The organism is Candidatus Tenderia electrophaga (assembly GCA_001447805.1).
Lineage (GTDB): Bacteria > Pseudomonadota > Gammaproteobacteria > Tenderiales > Tenderiaceae > Tenderia > Tenderia electrophaga.
Genome location: CP013099.1, coordinates 1,067,016 through 1,084,828 on the forward strand (window position 1 = coordinate 1,067,016; position 17,813 = coordinate 1,084,828).

Consider the following 17,813-nt stretch of genomic DNA (forward strand, 5'->3'; position numbering starts at 1 on the left):
CCCCGCCTGTATGCTGTGCGTTTAGGTGATTACGGTCGGCTTGCTGCGGCCGGTATACTTCTCGATCTCGGCAATGCTGTGGGCGAAGGCGATTAAATCCTTCAACGCCGTTTGCGTCTCTGTTTGATGTTTCGTGCTGTCAGCTTCATAGCGTTCGATATACACGCGTAGCGTGGCGCCTTCCGTGCCTGTTCCGGAGAGGCGGAAGACAATGCGGCTGCCGTCGTTGAACTGAATGCGGATGCCTTGACCGGTGGCCTTGGAGCCGTCCACCGGATCGGTGTAACTGAAATCGTCGCTATAGGCGATGCGCAGCGTGCCCACAGCGCGATCGGGCAGGGTGTGCATGCGGTTGCGCAGGTTTTGCATCATGTCTTCGGCGCGTGCCTTGTCCACCCCTTCGAAGTCGTGACGGGTATAGATGTTGCGGCCGTATTTTTGCCAGTGCTCCTGTACGATCGCTTCCACCGACATCTTGCGCACGGCCAGAATATTCAGCCAGAACAGCACTGCCCACAGGCCGTCCTTTTCGCGCACGTGGTCGGAGCCGGTGCCGAAACTCTCTTCGCCGCACAGAGTGATCTTGCCGGCATCCATCAGGTTGCCGAAGAACTTCCAGCCGGTGGGCGTCTCATAGCAGGTGATGCCCAACGCCTTGGCCACCTGGTCGACGGCCGCGCTGGTGGGCATGGAGCGGGCCACGCCGGCCAGGCCGTCCTTATAGCCGGGCACCCGGGTGGCATTGGCCGCCAGCACCGCCAGGCTGTCGCTGGGGGTGACGAAGAAGTGCTGTCCCAGGATCATGTTGCGGTCGCCGTCGCCGTCCGAGGCGGCGCCGAATTCGGGCGGCTTGGGGCCGAACATGATCTTCACCAGTTTTTCGGCATAGGTCAGGTTGGGGTCGGGGTGGCCGCCGCCGAAATCGGGCCGCGGCATGTGATTGATGACCGTGCCCTGGGGTGCGCCCAACTCCTTTTCCAGGATGGCCTTGGCATAGGGGCCGGTGATGGCATGCATGCCGTCGAAGCACATGCGAAAGCCCGACTGGAACAACGCGCGGATGGCGTCGAAATCGAACAATTTCTGCATCAGCTCGGCATAATCGCTGATGGGGTTGATGACCACCACTTCGGTGTCGCCGATCTGGGTGCTGCCCACCTTTTCGAGATGAATATCCTCGGCCTCGCAGGTCAGATAACGCTCGATGCGTTGGCTGTGCTGGTAGATCGCCTCGGTGATCTTCTCCGGCGCCGGGCCGCCGTTGGTGGCGTTGTATTTGATGCCGAAGTCTTCATCGATGCCGGCGGGGTTGTGACTGGCCGAGAGGATGAAGCCGCCGAAGGCCTGGTATTTGCGGATCACGCAGGAGGCCGCCGGGGTCGACAGCAGGCCGTACTTGCCCACCAATACCCGACCGAAACCGTTGGCCGCCGCCATGCGGACGATGGTCTGGATGGCTCGCTTGTTGCCGTAGCGGCCGTCGCCGCCCACCACCAGGGTCTTGCCCTTGAAACCCTCCAGGCTGTCGAAGGTGGATTGGACGAAGTTTTCCAGATAATTGGGTTTTTCCAAGAACACGCGGGTCTTTTTACGCAGCCCTGAGGTGCCGGGGCGCTGGTCGTCGTAGGGCGTGGTGGCAATGGTTTTGATGTCCATTTTGGTGTCAGCCTCTATGCACTGGGGGTGGGGTTGAAAACCTCAAAATCGATCCCCATTATGCCTGCGATGCCGTAATTTATGTAGAGGGAGAATGAACCACCATGTCTGTAGACGCGCATAAAGAGACCCTGGGATTCCAAACCGAAGTGCGTCAGCTGCTCAAGCTGATGATCCACTCGCTGTACTCCAACAAGGAGATATTCCTGCGGGAATTGATCTCCAACGCCTCCGATGCCTGCGACAAGCTGCGCTTCGAGGCGCTGACCGACGAGGCCCTGATGGAGGACGACGCCGAACTCAAGATCCAGGTGGAGTTCGACAAGGATGCCAAGACGGTCACCGTCCGCGATAACGGCATCGGCATGGACCGCGAAGAGGTGATGGAAAATGTCGGTACCATTGCCAAGTCGGGCACCAAGCAGTTCTTCGAATCGCTCACCGGCGACCAGGCCAAGGACGCCCAGCTCATCGGCCAGTTCGGGGTGGGTTTCTACTCCGCCTTCATTGTCGCCGACAAGGTGAGCCTCACCACCCGCCGCGCCGGCATGGGCGCCGAACACGGGGTGCGCTGGGAGTCGGACGGCGAGGGTGAATACACCCTCGAGACCGTCGAGCGCCCCATGCGCGGCACCGAGGTCACCCTGCATCTGCGCGAGGGTGAGGAGGAGTTCGCCGAGGCCTATCGCCTACGTCATATCATCAACAAGTACTCCGACCATATTAACCTGCCTATCGAGATGAAATCCGAAGAGGAGGGCAAGCAGGACGAATACGAGGTGGTCAACAGCGCCTCGGCGCTGTGGGCGCGGCCCAAGACCGAGATCAAGGATGAGGAGTACAACGAGTTCTACAAGCACATCGCCCATGATTTCGAGGAGCCGCTGGCGCACATCCACACCAAGGTCGAAGGCAATCAGTCCTATGCCACGTTGTTTTATGTGCCGCAGCGCGCGCCCTTCGACCTGTGGGACCGCGACAAGCGCCATGGGGTCAAGCTCTATGTGCGCCGCGTTTTCATCATGGACGATGCCGAACAGCTCATGCCCACCTATCTGCGCTTCATCCGTGGGGTGGTGGATTCGGACGATCTGCCGCTCAATGTCTCGCGCGAGATCCTGCAGCGCAACAAACAGATCGATACCATCCGCGCCGCCTCGGTGAAGAAGGTGCTGGGGCTGCTGGAGGGTATGGCCAACAACGAGGCGGAAAAATACCAGGGTTTTTGGGACGAATTCGGCAGCGTCATCAAGGAAGGCCCGGCCGAGGATCACGCCAACAAGGCGCGTATCGCCAAGCTGTTGCGCTTTGCCTCCACCAAAGGCGACGCCGACAAGCAGACCGTGTCGCTGGATGAATATCTGTCACGCATGAAGGAGGGCCAGGACAAGATCTATTACATCACCGCCGACAGCTATGCCGCCGCCAATAACAGTCCGCACCTGGAAGTCTTCCGCAAGAAAGAGGTGGAAGTGCTGCTCATGGGCGACCGGGTAGACGAGTGGATGATGTCCTTCCTGGATGAGTTCGAAGGCAGGCAGTTTCAGTCCATCGCCAAGGGCGAGCTGGACCTGGGCGAGCTGGAGGACGAACAGGAGAAGGAAGAGGCCAAGAAGTCGCAGCAGGAACACAAGGACCTGCTCGAGCGCATGCAGAAGGCCCTGGGCGACAAGGTCAAGGAGGTGCGCGTCAGCCACCGTCTGACCCGCTCCCCCTCCTGCCTCGTGGTGGAGGAGCACGACATGAACCTGAGCATGCAGAAAATCCTCAAGCAGGCCGGTCATGACGTGCCCACTATGAAGCCGATTTTGGAGATCAACTCCGAGCACCCGCTGGTGCGCCAGTTCGAACACGAACAGGACGAAGAACGCTTTAGCGATTGGGCCCACGTGCTGTTGGATCAGGCCATGCTCAGCGAGGGCGGCCAGCTGGAGGACCCGGCCAGCTTCGTCAGCCGCCTCAACGAGCTGATGCTCGATCTGAGCGGTAAATAGGCTATTATCTTAGTGGCCGATCATCAGTGATCGGCCTTTATTGAGATTATGCCCACACCAGATGCTGATTCCGACAAGACCCGCCTCGACAAATGGTTGTGGGCGGCGCGTTTTTTCAAGACCCGCAGCCTGGCCACCGAGGCCATCAACGGCGGTCATGTCCATCTCAACGGGGCGCGGGTGAAACCGGCGCGCAGCGTTCAGCTTGACGACGAAGTACGCATTCGCAAGGGTAGTCTGGAGTTCATTATCCATGTGCGGGCCCTGTCCGACAGGCGCGGCCCCCCCAGCGTGGCCCAGACCCTGTACGAAGAGACCGAGGACAGTCATCGTCAGCGTGAGCAACGCAGCGCGCAGCGCCGCCTCAAGGCCGATGCCGGCCCCCGGCCGGACACGCGGCCCAGCAAACGCGAGCGGCGTCATATTATTCGCTTTAACCGCGGAGAGTAATCCATGACCCGCCCCATTACCCCGCCGTTGGCCACCGATATCATCATCGAGCTCGCCGATCGTCCGGGGCGCCCGCTGGTGTTCATCGAGCGCCTCAACGCGCCCCACGGCTGGGCCCTGCCCGGCGGCTTTGTCGATATCGGTGAGACGGTGGAGGCGGCCGCAGTGCGCGAGGCGAAAGAGGAAACCGGCCTGGATGTCGAACTCAAGGCGCTACTGGGCTGCTATTCCGAACCCGGCCGCGATCCGCGCGGTCATACCGTGAGCCTGGTGTTTGTGGCCCAGGCCAGCGGTGAGCCCCAGGCCCAAGACGACGCCAAGGATGTGCGCATCGCGCCACCGGACCAGGCGCCCGCGCCTTTGGTGTTCGACCATCCTGCCATCCTGCAACACTATTTGCGCTATCGCCAAGGTCAGCCGCTGCCGCCGCTGAATCTGGGTTAGTCCGCCGCGCCTGCTTTACCCCAGCGGTGGGCAGCCGCATTTATTTTCTTGTAAATCAATTTCGTGTTGTTTCAGAACAGTGGCTTGCCGGCCATTTGGGACCCTTTATAAATTCATTATAAAAAAACGATTAAAACGCTTGAATCGATTAATTCGCTGTGCTAATTTTAATCGCACGGGAGAGTACTATGAAGCGGAACAGTCATGATCGTGCCTACATGACCCCCAACGAGGTGGCTGAACTGCTCATGGTCTCTCCCGTTACTGTTAGACAGTGGGCCCAAAAGGGATGGGTCCGCGCCATCACCACCGCTGGCGGTCACCGCCGCTTCCTGCGCCAGGATGTTGAACAGTTCGCCCGCGATCGCGGTATGGAGTTGATATCGGACGGCCCGCCCAGAGTGCTGGTGGTGGACGACAATCGCTCCTTCGCCCGTTATCTGGCCGATCTGCTGGCCAACCAATCCACGTCGATTGATACCGAAACAGCCCATGACGGCTTTGATGCCGGGCGCAAGGTGTTGCAGTTTTCCCCTGATATCGTGCTACTCGACCTAAAAATGCCCGGAATGGACGGTTTTTCCGTATGCCAGCAACTCAAGGACGACGAGATCACCCGCCACATTCGTATCATTGCCATGACCGGTTATTACACCCCGGACAATGAGGCGCGTATTCTCACCGCCGGTGCCGAAGCCTGTCTGGCCAAGCCCTTTGATAAGCGCGTTTTGCTCCGCGTGTTGGGTTTTGAGGGCGGTGAAGAACGCGACGGCCTTAGCCTCGATAAGGGCCTCGATCAGCACGTGATGTAAAAAACGCCCATCCGCTTGGGCGCCTGACGCTCAGTTTCCTCCGCGCCCATATTCCAATCGACGGCTCCGGCTTGGTTGTTGCCACAAGTTTTTCCCGGCTCGGTATACTAGCCCCCTCTTGCATTGAAATAGCCTTTGGCGTTAGGGAGTGGGTAATGAGCAGCTATCAAGGGACCGCGGACTACGATCACAAAACCATGCCCTGCACCGGCGTCTTGCTGTGCAACCTGGGCTCGCCGGATGCGCCCACGCCCGAGGCGGTGCGTCGTTATCTGGCCCAGTTTCTGTGGGACCCGAGGGTGATCGAGGTGTCGCGACCGGTTTGGTGGCTGGCCCTGCATGGCGTGATCCTGCGCATCCGTCCCAAGCGCTCGGCGCGCGCCTACCAAAAGGTCTGGACCGATGACGGCTCGCCCCTGATCGCTATTTCCAAGCGTCAGGCTGAGGCGCTGCAATTGAGTTTGGAGTCGCGCATCCCGGGCCCGGTACATGTGGCGTTGGCCATGCGTTACGGTCGCCCTTCCATCGATTCCGCCTTGCAGCGCCTCAAGCAGGCCAATGCCCGTCGTATCCTGGTGCTGCCCCTGTATCCGCAGTATTCGGCCACCACCACGGCCTCTGTATTCGACGCGGTAATGGACGAGCTCAAGACCTGGCGCTGGTTGCCGGAGATGCGTTACGTCAATCACTATCACGATGACGCGCGTTACATCCAGGCCCTGGCCAACAGCATTCGGGAGCAGTTCGAAGCCGAAGGCCGGCCGCAAAAACTGATCTTCTCCTTCCATGGCACGCCCAAGCGTTACTTCCTCGCCGGCGATCCCTATTTCTGCGAGTGCCACAAGACGGCGCGCCTGACCGCCGCGGCCTTGGGTTTGAGCGATGAACAATGGCAGCTGACGTTTCAGTCGCGCTTTGGCCGGGAGGAGTGGCTGCAACCCTATACCGACAAGACCTTGGGAAAGTTGCCCAAGCAGGGGATCAAGAATATCGCCGTGGTCAGCCCCGCCTTTTCCGCCGATTGCCTCGAAACCCTGGAGGAGATCGCCATGGAGAATCGCGACATCTTTCTCGAGGCGGGCGGCGAGTCCTACCGCTATATCCCGGCCTTGAACGACCGGCCCGATCATATCGAGGCCCTGACCGAGCTGGCCTTGCGTCATATGCAGGGTTGGCCGGAGTTGGAGGCCGATTGGAATGTGTCCCATGTGACGCGCGCGGCGGAGGCGACCCAGGCGCGCGCGCGGGCCTTGGGCGCCTAACTCGGATGTCTCGCCGCATTTCTACGGCGACGGCCCCATGGCGCGTCCTGACGGGTTTTTACTCGGCGTGCTCGCCAGACCGGCACGTATGCCGGCGCGCGCCGCAGTCGTAAAGCGCCGGCCGTGCCGCAGCCTTGAGCTGTCTCGCTACAACGCTGGTGAGAAATCCTAGTCTTTAGCGAAATTGCTGAGCCGACAGCCCGACGCGTCACAGCGTAGGCTGCTGTCTTGTGAGTACCAGTCCCCCAGTACGATGCGGCGCGCCGGGCGGCCGTCGATCTCCAGTTCATGTACCGCCGGGCGGTGTGTGTGGCCGTGGATCAACTGTGTCACGCCGTAGGCGCGCATGGCCTCCACCACCGCCGCCGGGTTGACGTCCATGATCGCCTCTGTTTTTTCCCGCGTGCGGCTGCGGCTTGCGTCGCGGTACTGCTTGGCGATGGCCAGGCGCCGTGCCTCGCTGGCAGCCAGAAATTGCCGCTGCCAGGCCGGGTCGCGCAGTTGCCGTCGTAACTGCTGGTAATCCACATCGTCGCTGCACAGGCTGTCGCCGTGCATCACCAGCGTACGCGTGCCATACAGGTCGATGACTTGCGGATCGTCGATCAGCTGACAGCCGCTCAGCGCCTCAAAGCCGTGGCCGAGCAGGAAGTCACGGTTGCCGTGCATGATACGCACCGGCACGCCTTGGTCGGTGAGCCGCCGCAGGGCCTGCAACGCGGCGCGGTGCTCCGCCTGTACGGCGTCGTCGCCGATCCACACCTCGAACAGATCGCCGAGAATATAGAGCGCCTCGCAGCCCGGCGCCTGGCGTTCGAGAAATTCGACGAAACGACGGCTGATCTCGGGGTGCTCGCCGCCCAGATGGATGTCGGCGATGAAGAGGGTGCTCATGCGTCCTACTCGACCAGCGTCGCCTTGTCGATGATGACCGGCTTGATCGGTACGTCGCGAAACCTGTCGCGATTGCCCGTGGCCACGGCGCGGATTTCGTCCACCGTTGCCATGCCTTCGACCACCTCGCCGAATACGGCATAGCCCCAGCCGCGACTGTTGGGTGCGCTGTGATTAAGAAAATCATTGTCTTTGACATTGATGAAAAACTGGGCGGTGGCCGAGTGCGGGTCGTTGGTGCGCGCCATGGCGACACTGCCGCGCACATTCTTCAGGCCATTGTCGGCCTCGTTTCGGATCGGCGCGCGGGTCTCTTTTTTGCGCATTTGCGTGGTGAAACCGCCGCCCTGGATCATAAAGTCGGGAATCACACGATGAAAGAGGGTGCCGTCATAAAAGCCGTCCTGAACATATTGAATAAAATTGTCCACGGTCTTGGGCGCCGCCTGGGGGTTCAGTTGCAGCACGATGTCGCCGTAATTGGTCTCCAGCTTGACCTTGGGCGGCGTGTCTGCGGCCAGGCTCAGCGGCGCGGTCAAGACGGCCAAGATCATGAGTAAAGCAGTGCTTAGATTTTTCATTGGGTTCCCCGTGGCTAAATGGACAAAGTTTCATCATATCGGCTTCATGGTGCGGAAAAAAGCGCAACCGGAATTTTTCGCCTGGTTCCGTTAGAATGGCGCCTTTGTCAATGCGATTGTGCTAAGGGCCTCAGGCGATGTTGCGGGTATTCAACAACTTAACCAAGAAAAAAGAAGTATTTAAACCCATCGAGCCGGGTCGGGTGGGCATGTATGTGTGTGGCATGACGGTGTACGACTACTGCCATGTGGGCCACGCCCGGGTGCTGGTGGTATTCGATATGATCACCCGCTATTTGCGTTATTCGGGCTATGCGGTCAACTATGTGCGCAACATCACCGACATCGACGATAAAATCATTAAGCGTGCCCACGAAAATGGTGAAGGCATCGAGCATCTCACCCAGCGCTTCATCGATGCCATGCATGAAGACGCCGCCGCCCTGGGGGTTGAGCCGCCGGACAGAGAGCCGCGCGCCACTGCCTCCATGGATCACATTATCGCCATGGTTCAGACCTTGGTGGACAAGGGCTATGCCTATGCCGCCGCCAACGGTGATGTGTATTACGACGTCAGCAGGTTCGAGGGTTACGGCAAGCTGTCGGGTAAGAAAACCGAAGACCTGCGCGCCGGCGAGCGTGTGGCGGTGGGTGAGGCCAAGGACGATCCCCTCGACTTCGTGCTGTGGAAGGCGGCCAAGCCGGACGAGCCGAGTTGGGATTCACCCTGGGGACCGGGGCGTCCCGGTTGGCACATCGAGTGCTCGGCTATGTCGACCCATTGTCTGGGTGAGCACTTCGACATCCATGGCGGCGGTCTGGATCTGCAATTTCCCCATCACGAAAACGAGATCGCACAAAGCGAGGGCGCGACCGGCTGTAAGTTCGTCAACTACTGGTTGCACAACGGTTTTGTGCAGATCAATCAGGAAAAGATGTCCAAGTCCTTGGGCAACTTCTTCACCCTGCGCGAGGTGCTCAAGACCTACGCGCCGGAGGTGATGCGTTATTTTATTCTGGCCAGCCACTACCGCAGCCCGCTCAATTATTCGAATCACAACCTGGACAGCGCGCGCGCGGCGCTGGAACGTTTTTACACCGCCCTGCGCGGTGTAAAGGCGGTAGACGTGAGCGATGGCGGCGAATATGAGACCCGCTTCCGTCAGGCCATGGACGATGATTTCAATACCGCCGAGGCCATGGCGGTGTTGTTCGAAATCGCCAACCAGCTCAACAAGGCCAAGGCGGAAAACGATCCAAAGCAGGCGGCGCAGCGGGCCGGCCAGTTGAAATACTTGGGTGGAATATTGGGCCTGCTGCAGGATGATGCCGAGACCTTCCTGAAGGGTGCTACGGTCGACGGTGGTATGAGTGACAAGGACATCGACGTGATGATCGCACGGCGTACCACCGCCAAGCGGGACAAGCACTGGGCCGAGGCCGACCGTATTCGCGATGAGCTCCAGGCCCAGGGTATCATCCTGGAAGACGGCCCCGGCGGCACCACCTGGCGGCGCGGCTGAAGGCGCCGCCAGGTGGTGCCGCCGGCTTGATCTTGACAACAAGGAGCGCCATCGGCTTAGCGTGAAACTGTTGCGTCCCACCTCCATCATCCAGCTGATCCTGATCGGCTTCGCCGTGGTAGCCCTGCCGCTGATAGTGGCGCTATTGTATGCGGCGGCTTCGGTGGACAAGCTGGCGGCCCAGAGTCAACGGGCCATTTCCCATGCCGTCAAGGCCACCGAGGGCGGACGCATGCTGGCGGAGCAGATCACGCTCATGGAGCGTAATCTACGCCAATACCAGGTGCTGGGGGATGAGGCCCTGCTGCGGGTCTACCAGGCCAACCGGGCGCGCTTTGACGAGACCCTGGGGCCGCTCAGCACGCTGCCCCTGCCGGAAGACCTGCAGCAGATCCTGGCCCGGCTGCGGGGTGAGGAGTACCAGTTCTATCAGCGTGTGCGTGATCGGCGAGACGCCCTCGGCGACCTGGATGTGGCCGACACCTTCACCCGGCTGGCCGAGTTGGCGCAACAAATCCTGGTGCAGAGCCAGCGCCTGATCGACGTCCAGGTGGAACGCACCCAGCGTTCTGCGCAGCAGGCCCAGCGCACCCTGTTTATGCTGTCCTCCCTGCTGGTGCCGGCGGTGCTGGTGTTGCTGGGGTTCGTCGTGGTGCTGATCCGGCGGCCTTTGCACCGCCTGGATGAGGCCATCCATCGCCTGGGGGCGGGGGATTTTACCGTGCCCCTGCAATTGCAGGGGCCGCGTGACCTGGAACAGCTGGGCGAGCGGCTCGACTGGATGCGCACCCGCCTGATGGAGGTGGATGAGGACAAGCAGCGCTTTCTGCGCCATATCTCACACGAGCTCAAGACGCCGCTGACCTCCATCCGCGAGGGCTCGGAGCTGTTGGCCGAGGAGATCCCCGGTCCGTTGTCACCGCAACAACACGAGATCGCCGAGCTGTTGCGCCAGAACGGCCAGCAGTTGCAGAAGCTGATCGAGGATTTATTGAACTATAATGCCGCTACCCACGGTCCGGCGCTGAATCTGGCACCGCTGCAGCTGGACGAGCTGGTCAATGCAGTGATTGCCGATTGTAAGATGGCGGTGATGACCCGGCGGCTCTGGTTCGAAGTGGACCTGGCCGAGGTGAGTGTGGTCGCCGACGCGGAAAAGCTGCGCGTGGTCATCGATAATCTGCTTTCCAATGCCATCAAGTATTCGCCCCTGCAGGGCCGAATCCGGGTCTGCCTCAGCCGCCGCCAGGGGCAGGCTTGGCTGGATGTGGAAGATCAGGGGCCCGGCATCCCGCCCGAGCAGCAGGAGCGGGTATTCGAGGCCTTTTATCAGGGAACCGCGTCGTACACCGGCCATGTGGCCGGCAGCGGATTGGGACTTTCCATTGTGCGGGAATACCTGCATGCCCACGGTGGCGCCATAGAAGTAGTCAACGACGGCAAGCCGGGCGCCCACCTGCGTGCCCGATTGCCGTTGCAACAGGAGACGGCAACGGGATGAAATCCTGGCATTTGATAACATGGGGTATAGTGCTTTGGTCTTCGCTCCTGCTGGCGGGCTGCAGCGGCCTGCCGCTGTGGCTGGAAACCCCCGAGGCAAAGCGCAACCCCGCCGCTTCGGTGGCGCCGTTGACCGCGGAACAGGCCGTATTGCAACAATTCGCCTGGGTGCAGCGCGCTGCGGCGGAGCAGCTGGAGCGGGAATTGCCGGCCCTGGAAGAAGTCTTTGCCCTCCAGCCGGTGGAGCGTCACCGGCTGCGCCTGGCGGTGACCCTCGGCTTTGCCGATTGCCGCGGCTGCGACCGGCAGCGCGCCGTCGAGTTGTTCCAGCAGAGTCAGCGTGAAGCTGAGGAAGACACCACGCGCACCCTGGCCGCTATGTTTCTCGACCTGCTCGAGACCCGTACGCAGCTTGAGGCCCGGGGCACGGAGCTGGCGCGGCAACGGCAGGCGGCACAGGCCTTGCAACAGCAGCTGGGGGCCTTACAAGAAAAGCTGGACGCCTTGACCTCTATCGAGGAGAGTCTGCACCAGCGCGAATAAGATGATTAACCGCAAGGGTGGAACATGATGAATGCTGCCAAGGTAATGATAGTGGATGATGATCCGAGCCTGCTGCGCTTGCTGTCCATGCGCCTGGAGGCGGCCGGCTACGAGCCGGTGTGCGCCTCCAGCGGCGAGCAGGCGCTGGCCAAACTGCCGGTCTCCCGGCCTCAGGTGGTGATTACCGACCTGCGCATGGGAGGCATGAACGGCATGGCCCTGTTCGGTGAGATTCATGAACGCAACCCCTCCATGCCGGTGATTATGCTTACCGCCCACGGCTCCATTCCCGACGCGGTGGCGGCCACCAGCCGCGGGGTATTCGGTTTTCTGACCAAACCCTTCGACAGCAAACAATTGCTGGATATGGTCAAGCAGGCCGCCTCCTTCGGTGGCGAACAGTCCAGTGAAGCGCCGCAAGACGAGTGGTGCCGCGAGATCGTGACGCGCAGCTCCGCTATGGATGAGTTGCTCAGCCAGGCCCATCTGATCGCGCGCAGTGATGTCAGCGTGTTTATTCACGGCGAGAGCGGTACCGGCAAGGAATTGCTGGCACGCGCTATCCACCGCGCCAGCCCGCGCGCCGACAAGCCGTTTATCGCGGTCAATTGCAGCGCCATTCCGGAGCAGCTGCTGGAATCCGAACTCTTCGGTCACCGCAAGGGCGCCTTTACCGGCGCCACCCATGATCACAAGGGGTTGTTCCAGGCCGCCCACGGCGGCACCCTGTTCCTTGACGAGATCGGCGATATGCCGCCGGCCTTTCAGTCCAAGTTATTGCGCGTACTGCAGGAGCACCAGGTGCGGCCGGTGGGATCGGTGGAGTCCATTCCCATCGATGTGCGCATGATCTCGGCCACCCACCGCGACTTGGAACAGGCTACCCAAGAGGGTGAATTCCGCGAAGACCTGTATTACCGCCTGAATGTGGTGGCCCTTGAAATGCCGGCCCTGGCCGAGCGGCGCGAGGATATTCCCCTGTTGGCCAATCACTTTCTGCACAAGCTGCGCGGCAAGGAGGCGAAAAAGGCCAAGAGTTTCTCGCCCGAGGCCGTTGCATTGCTGGTGCAGGCCGCCTGGCCGGGCAACGTGCGCCAGCTCTACAATGTGGTGGAGCAGGCGGTGGTGCTGACCACCTCGGCCGTCATCCCGGCCCAGCTGGTGCAGCGTGCGTTGCGCAGCAAGGGCAATGAGATTCTGCCCTTCGCCGAGGCGCGCCAGCGTTTCGAACGCGACTATCTCACCAAGCTGCTACGCACCACCAACGGTAATGTCACCCAAGCGGCGCGGCTGGCCCAGCGGAATCGCACCGAGTTTTATAAGCTACTGAATAAGCATCACTTAGCCCCCGCCTTGTTTAAAGAATGAGGATTGTCGCTGCATGGCGACAAGGGGGATGGCCATCAGTTCATATACTTAGCGGTGTTTCCTCATTTGGCTGTCGCCGCAGGGCGACAGATTCGTGCTGCCCCGCACCGGCCGATCACCGGGCGGGATATATAAGATATTGATTAATAAATACAATCCATTGCTGGTATAGTTGTTGCATGGTTCATGGGGGTATGGTGAGGCGGGTGTGCCGCGGGGGTGGTAATGACATCGGTCCCTTTACCGAAGGGGGGCGCCTTCTAATAAGGTCGCGATACGTCCGGGCGCCTTGAGAGTTTTGTGCGGTTCATTTGGCAAAGGATTGATCCATTGACTACTAGCTCCAGTTTATTTCACCAGAATTTCGAAATCCTAAAGGCAGACACCCCCGACTTAATCGATGCGGCGCATGAACTGAGATATCAAGTTTATTGCCAAGAGAAGGGTTACGAGGACGCCGAGCGTTACCCCGATCGGCGCGAATATGATGAGTATGACAGCCACGCCGTCCACAGTCTGATCAGGCACCGCCACAGTGGCGTGTATATCGGCGTGGTGCGGCTGGTGCTGCCCCATAGCGGGGGCGCCGATCGGCCGTTGCCGATCGAGCAGCACTGCGGGCTGGATCTGGAAAAATCCCATCCCCATCTTGCCACGTTGCCGCGACAGGCGATCGGTGAAATCTCCCGTTTTTCGGTCTCCAAGGTATATCGTCGCCGTATCGCCGAGCAGGGTCTGATCTGGGGTGTGTGCCGGGAGGGTGAGTCTTACAATGCCAATTTTCATCCCCACTTCAATCGCCGCCATCTGCCCTTGATCACCCTCGGCTTGATCGCCGCCTCGTTTCGCATGTGTGAAGAACATAAAATTCGTCACTGTTATGCGGCCATGGAACCTACGCTGCTGCGTCTGCTGCAAGGGGTTGGTATCGGCTTTCAACCGCTGGGTATGCCGGTGGATTATCATGGTATGCGGGTGCCGGCCTATTATCCGGTGAGTGAAAGGATGCCCTGGGTGTTGAATACCCGTTCCGAGTTGCGAGGCATCTATTACGGCGAGCAGACCCAATCTCAGGAGCGCTACCGCCACAAGCAGCTGGTGGCTGTCTGATGTGATGCCATCCGCTGCATGTGCAGCGGCTAAGGCGCTCGGTTAACATTGATCCCATTGGATGTTTTAAAATGGGATGGGCCCTTGATCGAGCAAGACCGCAACTTTGATGATCTCGCCGCGCGTTTCGCCTGCAATATCTACGGTAGCGCCAAGGGCGAGATTCGCCTTGCCATCGTCTGGCAACATCTGCTTCAGACCCTGCCCCAGTTAGGCGCCAAGCAATCCCTGCGTATCCTCGACGGCGGCTGTGGCTTCGGCCAACTGGCGCGACGCCTGGCCGGCTTGGGGCATGAGCTGGTATTGAGCGACCTGTCGCGCAACATGTTGGCACAGGCCGAGCGCCAGTTCGCCGCCGAGCTGCCGGATGCCACGGTGCGTTTCGTCCATGCCCCGCTTCAGTCCCTCGATCCCGAACAACTGGGTACTTTCGATCTGGTGCTGTTGCACGCGGTCTTGGAGTGGTTGGCTCAGCCGCAACGGACGCTGGGCAGACTGTTAGCCCTGATCAAGCCGGGCGGATACCTGTCCCTGATGTTCTACAACCGGGACGCACTGGTGTTTCGCAATCTGATCCGCGGTAACTGGCGCAAGGTGGAAAGCGGCGAGTTGCAGGGCGAGGCGGGCGGGCTTACGCCTTATCATCCCCTGAGCCTGCGGGAGGTCGAGTCCTGGTTACAGCAATGGGGTCTGTCGGTGATCGGTCACGCCGGAGTGCGGGTGATCTACGATTACATGGATACGCGCCTGCGCGATGCGCGTGCCGTCGACGAAGTGGTGCGCATGGAGCTGCAATATGCGCAGCAGGAGCCTTATTTGCATCTGGGCCGCTATCTGCATCTGGTGGCGCGCAGGCCGAAATAATTCGCACACGCGTAGGCGTTTTCCCGCTGCGTAGTCCCTCGCTGGGGGGCTGTATCTTTCTAAAGGGCAACTCTGAATATTCGTGAGCACGCATCGTGAACGCTCAGAGGTGCGCTCTTGGCGTTGCAAACCTTCCCAATAGCCTCGCTACAAGGGGAACCCCGCACGTGATCTATTCGGCACAGGAGAGTAGCGACGAGGCGCGGGCGGCGCACACGAGCCCTAATCTTACTTCATGCGTTTGGCGCTGCGCCGATTTTGGATGGGATTTTCAATTCTAGCGTTGATGCCGCTTTTGCTGCGAGCAGCTTTTGACGGTCGAGGATATCGGCCAAACTAAACAGAGACAGCACCTCCATAAAGCTGTCCTGGGCACGCTGCAAGACGTATTTCAGTACGCAGTCCGGTTCGATGGTGCAGGTGCTGCCGGTTTCGAAGCACTCCACCAGGGCCATTTTTTTTTCGGTGTGACGGATCACGTCGGCGATGATGATGGCGTCGGGCGCGGCGCCCAATGTCAGTCCGCCGCTGCGGCCGCGTGTCGATTTGATGAATCCGGCCAGCGATAATTGGTGGACGATCTTGGTCAAGTGATTGCGGGAAATACGATAGTGGCCGGCCAGGTCATCGATAGTCGTGCGCCGGTCCGGATGTTGGCCCAGAAACAGAAGAACACGCAGGGCGTAGTCGCTGTATTTGGTGAGTTGCATGGGTCCGCCCCGGCATTCGCCGGTCTGCATAATGCAGCCGGTCTTTTTAAATCATGTTTTCAACTTACCTCAATTCCGCTGTTTATTAAAGGCAAACTTCCATATTTTTAAAGCTTGTCGCAGCGTTTTGGTCATGCATCGACACTCTGAGAGAGAGAACCGGCGGCGCAATTTGTATGCCCGCGTCGAGACCGAAACGCCGTCTTGTCGCAAGCGCTACAGTACGCGGTCGTTGTGTAAGCTCTCGGCGACGTAGAGGGTGTTCTGCAGCAGCGTGGCGATGGTCATGGGGCCGACGCCGCCCGGTACGGGGGTGATCCAGCTAGCGCGTTCGGCGGCGCTCTCAAACTCCACGTCGCCATTCAGTTTGCCGTTTTCCAAGCGGTTGATACCGACGTCGATGACGATGGCGCCGGGTTTGATCCAGTCGCCCGGCATGAAGTCGGGTTTGCCCACCGCTACCACCAGCAGATCGGCACGTCCCACATGAGCTTTTAAATCACGGGTAAAACGGTGGCATGTCGTGACCGTACAGCCGGCCAGTAACAGTTCCAGTCCCATGGGACGGCCGACGATGTTCGACGCGCCGACCACCACCGCTTCCATGCCGCGCAGGTCCTCGCCGGTGTGCTCCAGCAAGGTCATGATGCCCCAGGGGGTGCACGGCCGCAGCTGGGGGATGCGCTGTGCCAGGCGGCCGACGTTGTAGGGGTGAAAACCGTCCACGTCCTTGTCGGGATGAATACGTTCGATGACGATTTCGGAATCGATGTGTTGCGGCAAGGGCAGCTGCACCAGGATGCCGTCGACCTCATCGTCCTGGTTGAGTTGATCGATGATGACCAGCAGCTCGTGTTGGGACGTCTCGGCAGGCAGATCGAAGGACTTGGAGACAAAGCCGACCTCGGCGCAGGATTTGCGTTTGTTGTTGACATAGACCTGCGAGGCGGGGTCTGCGCCGACCAGCACCACCGCCAGCCCCGGGGCGCGTACGCCCTTGGCCAAGCGGTGCTCGACACGTTGCTTAACATTAAGGCGAACTTCGGCGGCGATGGCCTTGCCGTCAATGATTCTGGCTGTCATAGTCTGGCCCTTATCCCGGACTGGAAAAGCGGGCAATGATACCAGAAACCGTTCCGGGGCTGAATGTGGACGCGCCGGGCTGCCGCGGGTATTTTCCGAGGGCTGTCTGGTCGTTTTTCGCTATCCTGTCTACAATACCCGCCGTTCCCCATCAGTGATGGCCGGATTAGCTCAGCTGGTAGAGCAACGCATTCGTAATGCGTAGGTCGTAGGTTCGAATCCTATATCCGGCACCATTTCCCTGCTCAGTGATGAAAACGTGATTTTTCGCGCCGTCGTCGGGAAGCTTTTGTGATATTTGCCCTCTAATATCTAAAGTATGTCAATGAAGCAGCCGCTGGAGCAGTGCCATGAATAGTCTTAAGTGCAGGTTTTTGTTATTGATAATGGTCGGTGCGGCATTTGCCTTGCCGGCGCGGGCCGCGACCGAGAGCGCCATCTTCGCCGGCGGTTGCTTTTGGTGCGTGGAAAGCGATTTCGACAAGCTCGACGGTGTAATCAGCACCACCTCGGGCTACATCGGCGGGCATGTGGACGACCCCAGCTACAAGCAGGTGTCACGCGGCGGCACCGGCCACACCGAGGCAGTGAAGATCGCGTACGATCCCGACAAGATCAGCTACCGCGAGCTGGTGGATTATCTTTGGCATACCATCGATCCGACCGTGAAGGACCGCCAGTTCTGCGATCACGGCGATCAGTACCGCACCGGCATCTTCTATTTAAATCAGGATCAGCGTCGCGCGGCTGAGGCTTCCAAGCAGGCGGTGCAGCAGACCAAGCCGTTTGAGGCGCCCATCGTTACCGAGATCACCGCGGCGGGTGAATTCTATCCGGCCGAAGAGTACCACCAGGATTACTACCAAAAGAATCCGGTGCGCTATAAGTTCTACCGCTGGAACTGCGGCCGCGATCAGCGCCTGGAACAGTTGTGGGGCGACAAGGCTGCGAGTCATTCATAAAAGGGCGTGCAGAGGCGTAGGGTGCGCACGGCGCACCATTAACCAACTCGGTTGGCA

16 protein-coding genes, 1 tRNA gene and 1 pseudogene are annotated in these 17,813 nt (G+C 60.0%); 13 read left to right on the forward strand and 5 right to left on the reverse strand.

From position 1 onward, the window contains the following. Positions 1-21: 21 nt before the first annotated feature. Positions 22-1,656 (reverse strand): phosphoglucomutase, encoded by a 1,635-nt coding sequence (locus Tel_04945; GenBank protein ALP52544.1) that lies wholly within the window; start codon positions 1,654-1,656, stop codon positions 22-24. Between the two features lie 104 nt (positions 1,657-1,760). Between Tel_04945 and Tel_04950 the strand changes: the two genes are divergently transcribed. The 5 genes from Tel_04950 (at position 1,761) to hemH (ending at position 6,618) form a co-directional block, all read left to right on the forward strand. Continuing rightward, positions 1,761-3,650 (forward strand): molecular chaperone HtpG, encoded by a 1,890-nt coding sequence (locus Tel_04950; GenBank protein ALP52545.1) that lies wholly within the window; start codon positions 1,761-1,763, stop codon positions 3,648-3,650. A gap of 48 nt (positions 3,651-3,698) precedes the next feature. Next, complete coding sequence (locus Tel_04955) at positions 3,699-4,100, forward strand: RNA-binding protein (GenBank protein ID ALP52546.1); 402 nt, start codon at positions 3,699-3,701, stop codon at positions 4,098-4,100. 3 nt (positions 4,101-4,103) lie between these two features. Continuing rightward, positions 4,104-4,544 carry an NUDIX hydrolase gene (locus Tel_04960; protein ID ALP52547.1) on the forward strand — a complete coding sequence of 147 codons (441 nt, stop codon included), beginning with the start codon at positions 4,104-4,106 and terminating at the stop codon, positions 4,542-4,544. A gap of 188 nt (positions 4,545-4,732) precedes the next feature. After that, complete coding sequence (locus Tel_04965; GenBank protein ALP52548.1) at positions 4,733-5,356, forward strand: DNA-binding protein; 624 nt, start codon at positions 4,733-4,735, stop codon at positions 5,354-5,356. Positions 5,357-5,511: 155 nt separating this feature from the next. Further along, positions 5,512-6,618, forward strand: coding sequence for a ferrochelatase (gene hemH / locus Tel_04970; protein ID ALP52549.1), 1,107 nt, complete (start codon positions 5,512-5,514; stop codon positions 6,616-6,618). A 168-nt stretch (positions 6,619-6,786) separates the two neighbouring features. Here the strand turns inward: hemH and Tel_04975 are convergent, their stop codons facing one another. Together Tel_04975 and Tel_04980 are read right to left on the reverse strand one after the other, a co-directional pair. Further along, the gene (locus tag Tel_04975) at positions 6,787-7,512 is read right to left on the reverse strand and encodes a UDP-2,3-diacylglucosamine hydrolase (GenBank protein ALP52550.1); all 726 of its coding nucleotides are present in this window, start codon (positions 7,510-7,512) and stop codon (positions 6,787-6,789) included. Between the two features lie 5 nt (positions 7,513-7,517). Beyond that, positions 7,518-8,093 carry a peptidylprolyl isomerase gene (locus tag Tel_04980; GenBank protein ALP52551.1) on the reverse strand — a complete coding sequence of 192 codons (576 nt, stop codon included), beginning with the start codon at positions 8,091-8,093 and terminating at the stop codon, positions 7,518-7,520. 137 nt (positions 8,094-8,230) lie between these two features. Here Tel_04980 and Tel_04985 point away from each other — a divergent pair, with 137 nt between their 5' ends. The 6 genes from Tel_04985 (at position 8,231) to Tel_05010 (ending at position 15,001) form a co-directional block, all read left to right on the forward strand. Next, positions 8,231-9,616 carry a cysteinyl-tRNA synthetase gene (locus Tel_04985; GenBank protein ID ALP52552.1) on the forward strand — a complete coding sequence of 462 codons (1,386 nt, stop codon included), beginning with the start codon at positions 8,231-8,233 and terminating at the stop codon, positions 9,614-9,616. Between the two features lie 61 nt (positions 9,617-9,677). Further along, positions 9,678-11,117: a hypothetical protein gene (locus Tel_04990; GenBank protein ID ALP52553.1), complete on the forward strand. Its 1,440-nt coding sequence runs from the start codon at positions 9,678-9,680 to the stop codon at positions 11,115-11,117. Beyond that, the gene (locus tag Tel_04995) at positions 11,114-11,659 is read left to right on the forward strand and encodes a hypothetical protein (protein ALP52554.1); all 546 of its coding nucleotides are present in this window, start codon (positions 11,114-11,116) and stop codon (positions 11,657-11,659) included. The genes Tel_04990 and Tel_04995 overlap by 4 nt, the downstream gene beginning before the upstream one ends. Positions 11,660-11,683: 24 nt before the next feature. Next, on the forward strand, positions 11,684-13,027 hold the full coding sequence (locus Tel_05000; GenBank protein ID ALP52555.1) for a response regulator GlrR: 1,344 nt from the start codon (positions 11,684-11,686) through the stop codon (positions 13,025-13,027). A gap of 330 nt (positions 13,028-13,357) precedes the next feature. Next, positions 13,358-14,137, forward strand: a complete 780-nt coding sequence (locus tag Tel_05005) for a hypothetical protein (protein ID ALP52556.1) — start codon at positions 13,358-13,360, stop codon at positions 14,135-14,137. An 84-nt stretch (positions 14,138-14,221) separates the two neighbouring features. Further along, positions 14,222-15,001, forward strand: coding sequence for a hypothetical protein (locus Tel_05010; protein ID ALP52557.1), 780 nt, complete (start codon positions 14,222-14,224; stop codon positions 14,999-15,001). Between the two features lie 320 nt (positions 15,002-15,321). Here Tel_05010 and Tel_05015 read toward each other — a convergent pair. Both Tel_05015 and Tel_05020 read right to left on the reverse strand, forming a co-directional pair. Next, positions 15,322-15,711 (reverse strand): annotated as a pseudogene (locus tag Tel_05015) (hypothetical protein). Positions 15,712-15,927: 216 nt separating this feature from the next. Next, positions 15,928-16,794 (reverse strand): bifunctional 5,10-methylene-tetrahydrofolate dehydrogenase/5,10-methylene-tetrahydrofolate cyclohydrolase, encoded by an 867-nt coding sequence (locus Tel_05020; protein ALP52558.1) that lies wholly within the window; start codon positions 16,792-16,794, stop codon positions 15,928-15,930. 160 nt (positions 16,795-16,954) lie between these two features. On the opposite strand from Tel_05020, the gene Tel_05025 reads away from it, so the two are divergent. Together Tel_05025 and Tel_05030 are read left to right on the forward strand one after the other, a co-directional pair. Beyond that, positions 16,955-17,030: transfer RNA gene (locus tag Tel_05025), tRNA-Thr, on the forward strand. A gap of 114 nt (positions 17,031-17,144) precedes the next feature. Beyond that, positions 17,145-17,756, forward strand: coding sequence for a hypothetical protein (locus Tel_05030; protein ID ALP52559.1), 612 nt, complete (start codon positions 17,145-17,147; stop codon positions 17,754-17,756). Positions 17,757-17,813 lie beyond the last annotated feature (57 nt).

What these genes read in the sequence shown, in the direction of transcription:
- Tel_04945 (ALP52544.1), bottom strand. Translation starts at nt 1,656, where the DNA reads ATGGACATCAAAACCATTGCCACCACGCCCTACGACGACCAGCGCCCC.
- Tel_04950 (ALP52545.1), top strand. Translation starts at nt 1,761, where the DNA reads ATGTCTGTAGACGCGCATAAAGAGACCCTGGGATTCCAAACCGAAGTG.
- Tel_04955 (ALP52546.1), top strand. Translation starts at nt 3,699, where the DNA reads ATGCCCACACCAGATGCTGATTCCGACAAGACCCGCCTCGACAAATGG.
- Tel_04960 (ALP52547.1), top strand. Translation starts at nt 4,104, where the DNA reads ATGACCCGCCCCATTACCCCGCCGTTGGCCACCGATATCATCATCGAG.
- Tel_04965 (ALP52548.1), top strand. Translation starts at nt 4,733, where the DNA reads ATGAAGCGGAACAGTCATGATCGTGCCTACATGACCCCCAACGAGGTG.
- hemH (ALP52549.1), top strand. Translation starts at nt 5,512, where the DNA reads ATGAGCAGCTATCAAGGGACCGCGGACTACGATCACAAAACCATGCCC.
- Tel_04975 (ALP52550.1), bottom strand. Translation starts at nt 7,512, where the DNA reads ATGAGCACCCTCTTCATCGCCGACATCCATCTGGGCGGCGAGCACCCC.
- Tel_04980 (ALP52551.1), bottom strand. Translation starts at nt 8,093, where the DNA reads ATGAAAAATCTAAGCACTGCTTTACTCATGATCTTGGCCGTCTTGACC.
- Tel_04985 (ALP52552.1), top strand. Translation starts at nt 8,231, where the DNA reads ATGTTGCGGGTATTCAACAACTTAACCAAGAAAAAAGAAGTATTTAAA.
- Tel_04995 (ALP52554.1), top strand. Translation starts at nt 11,114, where the DNA reads ATGAAATCCTGGCATTTGATAACATGGGGTATAGTGCTTTGGTCTTCG.
- Tel_05000 (ALP52555.1), top strand. Translation starts at nt 11,684, where the DNA reads ATGATGAATGCTGCCAAGGTAATGATAGTGGATGATGATCCGAGCCTG.
- Tel_05020 (ALP52558.1), bottom strand. Translation starts at nt 16,794, where the DNA reads ATGACAGCCAGAATCATTGACGGCAAGGCCATCGCCGCCGAAGTTCGC.
- Tel_05030 (ALP52559.1), top strand. Translation starts at nt 17,145, where the DNA reads ATGAATAGTCTTAAGTGCAGGTTTTTGTTATTGATAATGGTCGGTGCG.